The sequence below is a fragment of the Pallidibacillus thermolactis genome (assembly GCF_025660415.1).
Taxonomy (GTDB): Bacteria; Bacillota; Bacilli; order Bacillales; family Caldibacillaceae; genus Pallidibacillus; species Pallidibacillus thermolactis.
Genome location: NZ_JAOUSE010000002.1, coordinates 147,757 through 161,357, shown reverse-complemented (window position 1 = coordinate 161,357; position 13,601 = coordinate 147,757). Strand labels below are relative to the sequence as shown.

Below are 13,601 nucleotides of genomic sequence, written 5' to 3'. Positions count from 1 at the left end.
AAAAAGGGCTAGAATGACAGCCCCTTTTCTCTTTGAAAAAAATAACTATATTTCCTTGAAACGTCAAAATATCAATATTTTTTTCAAACTTTCCTTGTCACATTCGGTCATACTATACATACAATAAAAAATAGATTATGGATTCTATTGAACGTATAAGGGAGGTTTTTCATGGAAAACACATTGCTGAATTCACTTTATCAGGAACTGTTGGCTATGAAAGAAGATCTAGAAGAACGTCTTTTAAACCAACAATTGTCACCGTATGTAAAACAGATGGCAGAAGAAGAATTGCACGATATCGTAGCTACCATTAAAAAAATTGAAGATGGTGAGTTTGGCGTTTGTGAAGAAACAGGGACTTCAATTCCGTTAGAATTATTATCTTTCCAACCTAATGTACGTTCAATCAGTGAAGTCAATTCTATTTTAAAATATTTCAAAAAGCCAGTTTTTCCACCTTACCAAGTAAAATTCCCCCATTTTTAAGGGTTGACGATGTTGACATAATCTTTTTATTTCCAATCGTCAACCCTAATTTTTATTATCAATTGTTTATATATAGTAATCGTCGCAAACTGTGACAAATTATGCTAAAATGCAAAAGAGCTTACTTTTTAGTTTGGAGGGGAAAAGTTGCTTTATTATATGATTGCACTTGTCGTGATCGGCATTGATCAACTCACAAAATGGATGATTGTGAAATCAATGGAATTAGGAGAAAGTATTCCTGTAATTGAAAATTTTTTCTACATTACATCCCATCGAAATCGAGGTGCTGCTTGGGGTATACTACAGGGGCAAATGTGGTTTTTCTATATAGTAACGATCCTCGTTGTTATTTTTCTCATTTATTACATACAAAAACATGTGAAAGGTCAGCCCCTATTCGGTACAGCACTCGCCTTAATGTTAGGTGGAGCGATTGGAAACTTTATCGACCGTATATATCGGCAGGAAGTCGTTGATTTTCTCCATTTTAATATTTTTGGATATCACTTTCCAATCTTTAATATTGCGGATTCGAGTTTAACAATTGGTGTGTTTTTATTGATTATTTATATGATTTTTGATGAACGAAAGAAAAAGAAGGAGAAAGAAGATGGAGAAAGTTTATCATCTCGTAAGTGAAGAAGAAGCTGGTATACGCATTGATAAGTTGATAACAACTCTTGATGAAGAATGGTCAAGAACTCAAGTTCAAGAATGGATCAAGCAAGAAAATGTTCTTGTAAATGGTAATAAAGTAAAAGCGAATTACAAATGTGAACCGAATGATAAAATAGTGATTAATGTCCCTGAACCTGTACCATTAAATATTGAACCGGAAGAAATGGATTTGGATATCGTTTATGAAGATCGAGATGTCATTGTTGTGAATAAACCTCGCGGAATGGTCGTCCATCCTGCACCAGGGCATACATCTGGTACATTAGTTAATGGTTTGATGGCCCATTGTCAAGATTTATCAGGGATAAATGGTGTAATGCGACCAGGAATTGTTCACCGTATTGATAAGGATACTTCTGGTCTTTTAATGGTGGCCAAAAACGACCTAGCCCATGAAGCATTAGTTGAACAACTTGTTAAAAAAACAGTAACAAGAAGATATGAGGCTATAGTTCATGGGAATATACCCCATGATTTTGGGACGATTGATGCACCCATTGGACGTGATAAAACAGACCGGCAAAAAATGGCCGTTGTAGAAAATGGAAAGCATGCTGTAACTCATTTTAAAGTTATAGAACGTTTCAATGACTATACTCATGTCGAATGTCAATTAGAGACGGGAAGAACCCATCAGATTCGAGTTCATATGAAATATATTGGTCACCCATTAGCTGGAGATCCGAAATATGGTCCAAGAAAAACATTAGATATTGAAGGACAAGCATTACACGCAGGCGTATTAGGTTTTCATCATCCGCGAACGAAGGAATATTTAGAATTTAATCGTCCAGCACCAGAAGATTTCTGTCGTTTATTAGACTTTTTACATAAACGAAAATAAATGAATCGAATGATCAAAAAAACGTTGACAAAACGGTATGTAAACTTTATTCTAAAATAGAAAAGGAAATTGAACCTTTAAAGCAGTCCAGAGAGGCTGGGAAGGAGTCGGTACATAATGATAGTTATGGATACCTCCTGCTCTCTGTAGCAGGATTTTTTGTATAAAATGACTTTGGAGGGAATCCAATGCAAAAAGCTGTCGTCCTAGATGAACAGGCAATACGTAGAGCTTTGACACGTATAGCCCATGAAATTATTGAACGAAATAAAGGAATTGAAGATATTGTCATTGTTGGCATCCGTACACGCGGAATTTATTTAGCGAAAAGAATTGCTGAAAAAATTGAACAAATAGAAGGTGCTAAAATTCCAGTCGGTGAATTGGACATTACGCTGTATCGTGATGATCTGTCGATTAAAAGTGAGGATCAAGAACCGATTGTAAAAGGATCAGATATACCAGTTGATATAAAAGATAAAAAAGTCGTATTAGTGGATGATGTATTATACACTGGTAGAACCGTTCGCGCTGGTTTAGATGCGATTATGGATTTCGGTCGCCCTGCACAAATACAACTTGCAATATTAGTTGACCGTGGCCATCGTGAACTACCGATACGCGCCGACTTTGTAGGGAAAAATATCCCAACTTCTAGAACAGAACAAATTGTTGTTGAACTATTAGAAGTGGATGAACAAGACCAAGTAAGTATCCATGAAAAAAATTAAATATAAGGACCCTTTTAAAGACAGTCCAGAGAGGCTGGAAAGGGGGACGATATGAAGAGTGTAGCTCGTAGTCTATACTTTTTTAGTACAGACAAATTGCGATCTATCTTTTTGTATGACCTCTTTCCATCTGGAAAGAGGTTTTTTTGTATAAAGGAGGATTAAGTGAAAATTGAAAAAATTATTAACCGTTGATGACGTATCCGTATTGGAAATCGAAAGTATGTTACGGGATGCCAGTGAGTTTGCCAAAGGTAAACGTTGGAGACCGAAACAACAGATTTTTGTTGCGAACTTATTTTTCGAGCCGAGTACGCGAACGAAAAGTAGTTTCGAAATGGCTGAACGCAAACTTGGTTTGGAAGTTATTCCTTTTGAAGCCGGAACCTCCAGTGTTTTAAAGGGAGAAACATTATATGACACAGTAAAAACATTACAATCAATGGGCGTAAATATGGTCGTTATCCGCCATGAAAAGGAACGTTATTTTGAAGAATTAAAAACTTGTCAAATTCCGATTATTAATGGCGGTGATGGATGTGGCAATCACCCAACTCAAACTTTACTCGACTTACTGACGATTAAACAAGAATTTGGCAAATTTAAAGATTTACAAGTATCCATCATTGGCGATATCCGTCATAGCCGAGTAGCTCGATCAAATGCAAATGCACTAACAAGACTTGGAGCAAAAATTCGTTTCTCAGGACCACCTGAATGGTTCGATGAGTCAATGAAGTGTTTTGGACCGTATGTAGAGATCGATGAAGCGATTTGTACGGCTGATGTTGTTATGTTGTTACGAATTCAACATGAACGACATGCGCAAACTTTAGATTTGACAAAAGAAGAATACCATCAAATTTACGGCTTGACCGTTGAGCGGGAAAAAAAGATGAAAGCAAACAGTATCATTATGCATCCAGCACCGGTAAATCGCAATGTGGAAATTGCATCAGAATTAGTGGAATGTAGTCGCTCTCGTATATTTAAACAAATGCGTAACGGGGTCTATGTACGGATGAGTGTATTAAAAAATATATTAGAAACATTTACGGAGGAGATCGGGTATGAAAATCATAATCAAAAATGGATGGCTCGTTAATCAAAAAGGTGACTTAGAAAAGAAAACGGTTTGGATCAATAAAGGTGTGGTTGAAAAAATTTCCGACGAATTATCTGTAGAACACGAACAATACTACAAAGTTATAGATGCTGAAAATTGTGTTGTAGCACCAGGGTTTATTGATGTTCATGTCCATTTACGTGAACCAGGTGGTGAACAGAAAGAAACCATTGAAACAGGCACACTTGCGGCAGCCAAAGGTGGATATACGACAGTATGTGCCATGCCCAATACAAACCCAGTACCTGATACAAAAGAACAATTAGAATGGTTAAATCAAAGGATTAAAGAAACTGCCCATGTTCGTGTTCTGCCATATGCAGCAATAACGAAAAATTTAAAAGGTGAAACATTAAATGATTTTAAAGCTTTAACAGATGCTGGCGCATTTGCCTTTACCGACGATGGTGTTGGAGTTCAAACAGCTGGTCAAATGTACGAAGCGATGAAACAAGCAGCCAAATTAAACAAGTCTATTGTTGCCCATTGTGAAGATATGTCCCTTGTTTATTCCGGTGTAGTACATCAAGGAACAATTGATCAACGGTTACAATTACAGGGAATTCCATCCATTGCCGAATCAACTCAAATTGCACGGGATGTCTTATTAGCTGAAGCAACAGGATGTCATTACCATGTATGTCATATTAGTACAAAAGAATCGGTACGAGTTGTACGCGAAGCGAAAAGGGCTGGAATAAATGTGACAGCAGAAGTATCTCCACACCATTTGTTACTTTGTGAAGATGATATTCCAGGCAATCATAGCCATTTTAAAATGAATCCTCCTCTTCGTAGTAAGGAAGATAAGGAAGCGTTAATCGAAGGATTGCTTGACGGAACGATTGATTTTATTGCAACCGATCATGCACCACATACTGAAGAAGAAAAAGCGCTAGGGATGGAAAATGCTCCCTTTGGCATCGTTGGGTTAGAAACTGCATTTCCACTTTTATATACACATTTTGTTGAGACGAGGAAATTAACTTTAAAACAATTGATTGATTTGATGACGACAAAACCTGCAGAAGTGTTTCAGTTGCCATATGGCAAACTGGAAGAAGGAGCGATTGCCGATATAGTGTTACTGAACTTAAACTTGGAGAAAGTGATTAATCCGGACGAATTTGCCTCAAAAGGAAAGAATACACCATTTTCAGGATGGAATTGTAAAGGATGGCCAATTATGACGATTGCTACCGGAAAAATTGTATGGGAAAGAGAACTTGTCCAACAATAATTTCCAATAAAATTTTTAAATAATGGAATTTTTTATATAACAAAAGACATTGTCAATAGGGGGAATGACGTAAATGAAAAGAACAGATATTGAAACGATCTTAGTGATAGGTTCTGGTCCAATTATCATCGGCCAAGCAGCAGAATTTGACTATGCTGGTACCCAAGCCTGTTTAGCATTAAAAGAGGAAGGATATAGAGTCATTTTAGTGAACTCGAATCCAGCTACAATCATGACCGATCCGGAAATTGCAGATCGAATTTATATTGAACCACTGACCGTAGAATTTTTAACACGTATTATTCGAACAGAACGACCCGATGCACTTCTTCCAACACTTGGCGGACAGACGGCTTTAAATTTAGCGGTCGAATTAGCGGAATCTGGCATTTTAGAACAATTTCAGGTAGAAATTTTAGGTACGAAACTTTCTTCAATTCAACAAGCTGAAGACCGCCAACAATTTCGCGATTTAATGGAAAAAATCGGCGAACCTGTACCTGAAAGTGCAATTGTCCATAATTTAGAGGAAGCCTATCAGTTTGTTGAGAAAATTGGGTTTCCTGTCATTGTACGTCCAGCATTTACACTAGGTGGAACTGGGGGTGGAATTTGTAATAATAAAGCGGATCTCGTTGAGATTGTCACAAATGGATTAAAACTAAGTCCCGCTCACCAAGTTTTACTAGAAAGAAGTATTGCCGGATATAAGGAAATTGAATTTGAAGTTATGCGTGATTGTAAAGATCAAGCGATTGTTATTTGTGATATGGAAAATATCGACCCAGTTGGTATTCATACTGGTGATTCCATTGTCGTATCACCTAGTCAAACATTATCTGCGGAAGAAAGAGAACTTTTACGTCGTGTTTCATTAAAGATTATTCGTGCATTGGAAATTGAAGGGGGCTGCAACGTACAAATTGCGCTTCATCCAGACAGTTTGCAATATTATCTTATTGAAGTGAATCCGCGGGTTAGTCGTTCATCCGCTTTAGCATCGAAAGCAACTGGATTTCCTATCGCCAAAATCGCAAGTAAAATAGCAGTCGGAATTACGCTGGATGAAATGACAAATCCTGTTACAGGAACAAATTTAGCGATGTATGAACCGCAACTAGATTATGTAATTACGAAAATACCGCGCTTTCCTTTTGATAAATTCGAATCGGCCCATCGAACATTAGGAACACAGATGAAAGCAACTGGAGAAGTAATGGCGGTTGGAAAAAACTTTGAGGAATCGATATTAAAAGCGGTTCGTTCTTTAGAAGCTAAAGTATACCATTTAGAATTACCTGAAATCGAAGAACTTGATGAAAAAGTAATCGAAAAACGGATAAAAAAAGCAGGCGATGAACGTTTATTCTATATTGGTGAGGCATTAAGAAGGGGTTTTTCCATAGATACGATTCATCAATGGAGCAGCATTCATAAATTTTTTCTGCAAAAATTTTTAAATATCATTCAATTAGAAAATAAATTAAAACAAAATGTAAACAATATAGAAGTTTTAAAGGAAGCGAAAGAGCATGGTTTTTCCGATAAAACGATCAGCCGAATTTGGAACTTGCCAGAAATAGACGTTTATCATCTACGAAAACATCATGGCATTCTGCCAATTTTTAAGACGATACAACCGTGCGTAGAAGAAAAAGAAGCAGTGAACTCCTACTATTACAGTACTTTTGATAAGGAAAATCAATCAATCCGAACTGATAAAGAAAGTATATTAGTCATCGGCTCAGGACCGATTCGCATCGGTCAAGGGGTTGAATTTGATTACGCAACAGTCCATTCAGTTTGGGCAATTAAAGAGGCGGGTTATGAAGCGATTATTATAAACAACAATCCAGAAACGGTATCAACAGATTTCAGTATTTCGGATAAATTGTATTTTGAACCGCTAACCATTGAAGATGTAATGCATGTGATCGAACATGAGCAACCGAAGGGCGTTGCAATTCAATTTGGAGGACAAACGGCAATTAATTTAGCAGCACAGCTGGCAGAACGAGGCGTTCATATACTTGGTACAAGCTTACAAGATTTGGATCGGGCTGAAAATCGAAAGTTATTTGAACAAATGTTGCAGGAAAACGAAATTCCACAACCGAAAGGTAATACAGCACTTAGCGTTGATGAAGCTGTGCAAATTGCAAACGAGATCGGGTATCCGGTACTTGTACGACCTTCCTATGTTTTAGGGGGAAGGGCTATGGAAATTGTTTATCATGAAAAAGAACTTTTACACTATATGGAACATGCTGTCAAAGAAAATCCTGATCAACCCGTTTTAATTGATCGTTATTTAATAGGAAAAGAAATTGAGGTTGATGCAATCAGTGATGGAAAGGATGTCTTAATCCCTGGCATTATGGAACATATTGAACGGGCAGGAGTTCACAGTGGTGATTCGATTGCCGTATATCCACCACAAAGTATTTCACAAGATATTCAAAATAGGATTGTGGATTACACTATTAAACTAGCAAAATCATTAAATATTAAAGGTTTACTAAATATCCAATTTGTCGTTTCTCAAGATGAAGTGTTTGTCATTGAAGTAAACCCACGTTCAAGTCGAACTGTCCCGTTTTTAAGTAAGATTACAAATATTCCAATGGCGAGAATTGCCACGAACATAATGTTAGGTAAAACATTAGAACAATTAGGGTTTAAGACGGGAGTAATCCCAGTCCATGATGGTGTATTTGTAAAGGTTCCGGTCTTTTCCTTTGCCAAACTTCGCAGAGTCGATATTTCATTAGGACCCGAAATGAAATCAACTGGTGAAGTGATGGGGAAAGATAAAACGTTGGAAAAAGCGCTATATAAAGCCCTTGTAGCATCCGGTATGAAAATAAAAACGTACGGATCCGTTATTATGACAATCGCAGATAAAGATAAGGAAGAAGCGAGTGTTTTAGCAAAACGATTCCAAAAACTTGGTTATCAAATTTTAGCAACGAAAGGGACTGCCAAGTATTTACAGAAAAAAAATATTTCTGCTATACCTATCGATAAAATCAGTGACAACGGACAAAACAATTTACTTCACATGATTCGCAGCGGTCAAGCACAACTTGTCGTCAACACCTTAACAAAAGGAAAAGAAGTGGAACGAGATGGATTTAAAATTCGAAGAGAGGCTGTAGAGAATTCCGTTCCTTGTTTAACCTCCTTGGATACAGTTGATGCAATTTTAAATGTTCTCGAATCAATCATATTTTCTGTTAGCCCGATTGCTTCATCAAAGAAAAACAGGGAGCTGGTTTATCAATGATAACCGTTGAAAAGATGGTAGTAGAAGCACAGATAGAAATTGCAAAAAACATTTTTAAATTAGTTTTATTTGGTGATCTTGTATCCAAAGTAACAACACCAGGTCAATTTGTAAACGTAAAAATTACCGATAGCACAGATCCGATATTACCAAGACCCATAAGTATCGCTCATGTTGATCAAGATAAACAACAATTGGTATTAATTTATCGAATTGAAGGAAAAGGAACTGAACTTTTATCACGTAAACAAAAAGGGGATGTACTTACAATCATCGGACCGCTAGGAAATGGTTTTCCCATTTACGATATGAAACGGGGGCAAAAGGCTTTGCTTGTCGGTGGTGGTATTGGCACACCACCTTTACTTGAATTGTCAAAGCAATTGGTGATGCGCGGAATTGAAGTTATCCATGTCCTCGGTTTTCAAACAAAAGAAGGGGTGATTTTGCAAAATGAGCTCCAACATTTTGGGAAGACGTATCTTGCAACAGAAGATGGATCGGTCGGCATGAAAGGTTTTGTCACAGATGTCATTGAGCAATACCAAATCACCTTTGACCGGCTTTATACATGTGGGCCAACCCCCATGCTAAAGGCGTTAGAAGCAAATTTTCCAGAAAAAGAAATCTTTATGTCGCTTGAGGAACGTATGGCTTGTGGGATTGGTGCTTGCTATGCATGTGTTCGACATACTTGTAACCAAGATGATGATTTAGGATATAGAAAAATTTGTAGTGATGGTCCAGTATTTCGTACCGGGGAGGTTGTCTTATGAGTCGCTTAAATGTATCTTTACCGGGCTTACAATTAAAAAATCCAATCATGCCTGCTTCTGGATGTTTTGGTTTTGGAAGAGAATTTGCTGAACTGTACGATCTAAGTACCTTGGGAGCAATCATGATCAAAGCAACAACTGTTGAACCGCGCTTTGGTAATCCAACACCGCGAGTTGCTGAAACATCTGCTGGCATGTTGAATGCGATCGGACTACAAAATCCTGGTTTAGAAAAGGTAATCGGCGAAGAATTGCTGTGGTTGAGCCAATTTGATGTTCCTATTATCGCCAATATTGCTGGTATGACCGTTGACGATTATATTCATGTTGCTCAAGAAATATCTACAGTTTCAAACGTAAAAGCATTAGAATTAAATATTTCATGTCCAAATGTAAAACAAGGTGGGATTACTTTTGGGACTGTGCCAGAAGTAGCAAAGGAAGTAACAGAACAAGTAAAAGCAGTATCAGATGTTCCAGTATATGTCAAATTATCTCCAAATGTAGCAGATATTAAAGAAATGGCAAAGGCTGTTGAAGAAGGCGGAGCGGACGGAATTACGTTAATTAATACTTTGACAGGTATGCGAATTGACGTAAAAACAGGAAAACCAATTCTTGCAAACATTACAGGTGGCTTATCTGGCCCAGCGGTTAAACCAGTGGCTATTCGGATGGTTTATGAAGTAAGTCAAACCGTTAATATCCCTATTATTGGCATGGGCGGTATTCAAAGTGCAGAAGATGTTTTAGAGTTTTTTTATGCAGGCGCAAGTGCTGTAGCTGTCGGCACAGCCAATTTTGTTGATCCCTTTATTTGTCCCAAAATTATTAACGATTTAGAAAAATTATTAGACAAATATCAAATTCATCACATTACCGACATTATAGGAAGGAGCTGGGCTTAATGGAATATCCGGTTATTATTGCGCTTGATTTCCCAAATAAAGAAGAAACGCGAACATTTTTAAAAAAATTTTCCGATGAAAACCTTTTTGTTAAAGTAGGAATGGAATTATTTTATCAAGAAGGTCCAGAAGTTATTAAAGAGATTAAAGCATATGGTCATAAGATTTTTTTAGATTTAAAATTACATGACATTCCGAATACCGTTTACCGAACTATGAAAAGATTAGCGTGTTTAGATGTCGACTTAGTCAATGTTCATGCTGCTGGTGGCAGTGAAATGATGAAGGCGGCTATTGAAGGACTAGCAGAAAATTCAAGAGGAGAGCGACCGAAATGTATTGCTGTAACACAATTAACGAGTACATCGGAAGATCAAATGCGACGTGAACAATTAATTGAAAAAAGATTAATTGACTCTGTTTATCATTATGCAAAACTAGCTAAGGACTCAGGCTTAGATGGGATTGTGAGCTCTGTTCATGAAGCAAAGTTAATTAGAAGTATAGATGAAGACTTGATCATCATTACTCCTGGAATACGTTTAGCTTGTGATCAGGATGGGGATCAAAAACGCGTTGCTGACCCAAGATTTGCTCGTTTACAGGGAGCAACAGGGATTGTTGTCGGCCGTTCCATTACGAACAAAAAAGACCCTTATCAAGCATATTTAACAGTGAAAAAGGAATGGGAGTTGGTTGAATCATGAGTATCGAACAATTTTTAGCAGATAAATTATTGGAAATAGGAGCCATTTCGCTTAATCCGAATGAACCGTTTTTATGGGCTTCTGGTATAAAGTCACCAATTTATTGTGATAACCGATTAACATTAGGTTATCCGACGTTACGAAAAGAAATTGCCAATGGAATGGCAAAATTAATTAAGACGCATTTTTCCGATGTTCAGTTGATTGCAGGTACAGCAACAGCCGGTATTCCACATGCTGCCTGGGTTTCGGACATCATGAATTTACCGCTTTGTTATGTACGATCCAATGTCAAAGGTCACGGCAAAAAGAATCAGATTGAAGGAAAGTATTTTACTGGACAAAAAGCCGTTGTCATAGAAGATTTAATTTCAACTGGAATAAGTTCGATCAAAGCGGCCCTCGCTTTACAAGAAGCAGGCGTGGAAGTATTAGGTGTCGTTTCCATTTTTACATATGAATTACCAGTCGCAGATGAGCAATTTAAACAAGTTGGGATCCCTTATCATTCATTAACAACATTTACAACACTTTTGGATACAGCCACCACAAGTGGAAATATAACTGAGCAGGAAAAACAATTTATTTTGAAATGGAAAGAAAACCCGAAAACATGGGGGGAATGAATCAAATATAAGTCACCTTTATCGCCCGATAAGCAGAATGTCTTTCACATGGAAAAAACGGAGGAAAAAATCCGGGTGAAATGTCCGCAATCAGCCTTCTCGAGGAAAGAAATATCCTCGAGAGGCCATCATTGAAAAATCAGTGCTGTATATTTACTAGAAGTTATTTTTAGGACAAAGCTAATAAAAATATAACCAAAAAAGGATCAATAACTTCCACCATTTACAAAAGCATCTATTTTTACGAACCTTCCGAAAAGACCACTATTCCGTGAATTTCCCTAAAACCTTCTATCTTTATCTATGCCATTTTTAATTGAGCAACTAATTCGATATTTGGTGTTACATACATCGTCTGTTGGTGATCATAAATGACAAAACCTGGTTTTGCGCCACTAGGTTTCCGGACATATTTTACTTTTGTATAATCAACCGGAACTTGACTCGATTCGCGTGCCTTACTGAAGTATGCTGCAAGCATCGCTGCTTCTAACAATGTTTGTTCAGAAGGGCTAGTCGATCGAATGACAACGTGGGAACCAGGGATATCTTTTGTATGTAACCAAACTTCTTCTTTTTTTGCTAATTTCGTTGTTAAGTAATCATTTTGTTTATTATTTTTGCCTACTAAAATTAAAGTCCCGTCCGTAGCTTTATATTTTTCTAAGACAGGGGTTGTCTTTTGGTTCTTTGTTTTTTTAGTATTTCGTTTTTTAATGATCCCTTGTTCCGCTAACTCTTCTTTAATTTCTTCAATATCCTTTGGTGCTGCCGATTCAATTTGTTGTAAAACATTTTCTAAATACAGTACTTCTTCTTTTGTTTTTTCAATTTGTTCACGAACAGCGACAACAGCATGCTTTCCTTTTTGATATTGATTGAAATACCATTGTGCATTTTCGGAAGGTGTTTTATGCGGATTTAAGGGAATTGTGATCGGTTTATTTTCATCGTAATAATTTTCAACGGTAATTTCTTCCATTCCTTTATCCACCATATACAAATAAGCTGTTAAAAGCTCACCATATCGTTGATATTTTGAACTATTTTCCGCCTCTTTCAGATCCGCCTCTAACTTTTTCATTTTAGTATAATTTTTATCAATTTCATTTTTTAATCGCTTCTCCAGATCGCCGGCTAACTGTTTCACACGATCCCGTTCGGCTTTTCCGTAATAATAGGCATCCAGCAATTTGCTTAATGAAGAAAAAGTTTTCCGTTTTCCTTCGACATGTTCTAATGGAATATAATAAAAGACTTCTTTTTTATCACTTTTTATAAGCGTTGGTTCAACATAATCACTTTTTACACATTCCATTAATTTAATAAAACTTTTCGGTAATGTAATTCGATTGGCAATTTCGGCATTATAGATGACTTCTTTCGCAAATAGTGGTGATATACCAGCAAATTGTGCAATGATCTGTTTGTCTAATTTTCCACTATTAAAATCTATCTGTTGTAAAACATCTTTTTCTGTTGCTTTAAAAGGATTCATTTTATTTTGTTCTGGCGGATATATATATTCATGGCCAGGTAAAATAGCCCGGTGACGATTAACAGCATAGGAAATATGTTTAATAGATTCTAATATCATATTTCGTTCATCATCGACGAGAATGATATTGCTGTGACGTCCCATAATCTCAACAATTAAGTTTTTATAAGAAATATCGCCAAGTTCATTTCTACCTTTTATTTTGAAAATAATAATCCGATCTAATCCTACTTGATAAATATCCTCTATAAACTGTCCTTCTAAATGTTTTCTCAACATCATACAAAACATGGGTGCTTCCTTAGGATTTTCCACCGTTTCATACGTAATTTGTACTCGAGCATATGAAGGGTGGGCAGACAGCAATACCCGATGATTTTTACCTTGTGAACGAACAGTTAAAATAATTTCATTGATAAATGGTTGGTGAATTTTCATAATTCTTCCACCTTTTAAAAGCGGGGAAAGCTCCTTCACCATCTTATATGTAAATAGACCATCAAACGACATTTGTTAACACCTTCTATACATTCTTAATAATCTTCCCCAAGTATAGCATTTTTTTCGGTGATGCTGAATATTCTTTATTGAAAGATTTGTACAAGCCATTTTATGTTTATAAAATTTTATTTATTTCGTTAAAAAAGTACGTTTTACGAAGAGCAAACAACATCTAATCGAAATTCAGC

At 36.6% G+C, this 13,601-nt stretch carries 12 protein-coding genes; 11 read left to right on the top strand and 1 reads right to left on the bottom strand.

The window, feature by feature from the left end:
- The first annotated feature begins 171 nt into the window (after positions 1 to 171).
- The 11 genes from OEV82_RS01655 (at position 172) to pyrE (ending at position 11,414) form a co-directional block, all read left to right on the top strand.
- Complete coding sequence (locus OEV82_RS01655; protein WP_173659533.1) at positions 172 to 489, top strand: hypothetical protein; 318 nt, start codon at positions 172 to 174, stop codon at positions 487 to 489.
- A 147-nt stretch (positions 490 to 636) separates the two neighbouring features.
- Positions 637 to 1,131: a signal peptidase II gene (lspA, locus tag OEV82_RS01650; RefSeq protein WP_173659147.1), complete on the top strand. Its 495-nt coding sequence runs from the start codon at positions 637 to 639 to the stop codon at positions 1,129 to 1,131.
- The gene (locus OEV82_RS01645) at positions 1,103 to 2,014 is read left to right on the top strand and encodes an RluA family pseudouridine synthase (RefSeq protein ID WP_173659145.1); all 912 of its coding nucleotides are present in this window, start codon (positions 1,103 to 1,105) and stop codon (positions 2,012 to 2,014) included. Before lspA ends, OEV82_RS01645 begins: the two co-directional genes overlap by 29 nt.
- A gap of 188 nt (positions 2,015 to 2,202) precedes the next feature.
- Positions 2,203 to 2,745, top strand: a complete 543-nt coding sequence (gene pyrR, locus OEV82_RS01640) for a bifunctional pyr operon transcriptional regulator/uracil phosphoribosyltransferase PyrR (RefSeq protein ID WP_173659143.1) — start codon at positions 2,203 to 2,205, stop codon at positions 2,743 to 2,745.
- Positions 2,746 to 2,917: 172 nt separating this feature from the next.
- Positions 2,918 to 3,850 carry an aspartate carbamoyltransferase catalytic subunit gene (locus tag OEV82_RS01635; RefSeq protein WP_263060783.1) on the top strand — a complete coding sequence of 311 codons (933 nt, stop codon included), beginning with the start codon at positions 2,918 to 2,920 and terminating at the stop codon, positions 3,848 to 3,850.
- Complete coding sequence (locus OEV82_RS01630) at positions 3,816 to 5,111, top strand: dihydroorotase (protein WP_263060782.1); 1,296 nt, start codon at positions 3,816 to 3,818, stop codon at positions 5,109 to 5,111. Before OEV82_RS01635 ends, OEV82_RS01630 begins: the two co-directional genes overlap by 35 nt.
- A gap of 73 nt (positions 5,112 to 5,184) precedes the next feature.
- Positions 5,185 to 8,397, top strand: coding sequence for a carbamoyl-phosphate synthase large subunit (carB, locus tag OEV82_RS01625; protein WP_173659137.1), 3,213 nt, complete (start codon positions 5,185 to 5,187; stop codon positions 8,395 to 8,397).
- Entirely contained in the window at positions 8,394 to 9,173 is a 780-nt protein-coding gene (locus OEV82_RS01620) for a dihydroorotate dehydrogenase electron transfer subunit (protein WP_263060781.1), read from the top strand. The genes carB and OEV82_RS01620 overlap by 4 nt, the downstream gene beginning before the upstream one ends.
- Positions 9,170 to 10,081, top strand: a complete 912-nt coding sequence (locus OEV82_RS01615; protein ID WP_173659128.1) for a dihydroorotate dehydrogenase — start codon at positions 9,170 to 9,172, stop codon at positions 10,079 to 10,081. The genes OEV82_RS01620 and OEV82_RS01615 overlap by 4 nt, the downstream gene beginning before the upstream one ends.
- A complete protein-coding gene (pyrF, locus tag OEV82_RS01610; RefSeq protein WP_173659126.1) occupies positions 10,081 to 10,788 on the top strand; it encodes an orotidine-5'-phosphate decarboxylase in 708 nt (235 codons plus the stop codon). Before OEV82_RS01615 ends, pyrF begins: the two co-directional genes overlap by 1 nt.
- A gap of 2 nt (positions 10,789 to 10,790) precedes the next feature.
- Positions 10,791 to 11,414 (top strand): orotate phosphoribosyltransferase, encoded by a 624-nt coding sequence (gene pyrE / locus OEV82_RS01605; protein ID WP_173659155.1) that lies wholly within the window; start codon positions 10,791 to 10,793, stop codon positions 11,412 to 11,414.
- 301 nt (positions 11,415 to 11,715) lie between these two features.
- On the opposite strand, the gene OEV82_RS01600 is transcribed toward pyrE, so the two are convergent.
- Positions 11,716 to 13,422, bottom strand: coding sequence for an Rqc2 family fibronectin-binding protein (locus OEV82_RS01600; RefSeq protein ID WP_173659124.1), 1,707 nt, complete (start codon positions 13,420 to 13,422; stop codon positions 11,716 to 11,718).
- Positions 13,423 to 13,601: the final 179 nt, after the last annotated feature.

Coding starts and splice junctions, on each gene's coding strand:
- OEV82_RS01645 (WP_173659145.1), top strand. CDS start 1,103: ATGGAGAAAGTTTATCATCTCGTAAGTGAAGAAGAAGCTGGTATACGC.
- pyrR (WP_173659143.1), top strand. CDS start 2,203: ATGCAAAAAGCTGTCGTCCTAGATGAACAGGCAATACGTAGAGCTTTG.
- OEV82_RS01600 (WP_173659124.1), bottom strand. CDS start 13,422: ATGTCGTTTGATGGTCTATTTACATATAAGATGGTGAAGGAGCTTTCC.
- OEV82_RS01615 (WP_173659128.1), top strand. CDS start 9,170: ATGAGTCGCTTAAATGTATCTTTACCGGGCTTACAATTAAAAAATCCA.
- carB (WP_173659137.1), top strand. CDS start 5,185: ATGAAAAGAACAGATATTGAAACGATCTTAGTGATAGGTTCTGGTCCA.
- OEV82_RS01655 (WP_173659533.1), top strand. CDS start 172: ATGGAAAACACATTGCTGAATTCACTTTATCAGGAACTGTTGGCTATG.
- OEV82_RS01620 (WP_263060781.1), top strand. CDS start 8,394: ATGATAACCGTTGAAAAGATGGTAGTAGAAGCACAGATAGAAATTGCA.
- OEV82_RS01630 (WP_263060782.1), top strand. CDS start 3,816: ATGAAAATCATAATCAAAAATGGATGGCTCGTTAATCAAAAAGGTGAC.
- pyrF (WP_173659126.1), top strand. CDS start 10,081: ATGGAATATCCGGTTATTATTGCGCTTGATTTCCCAAATAAAGAAGAA.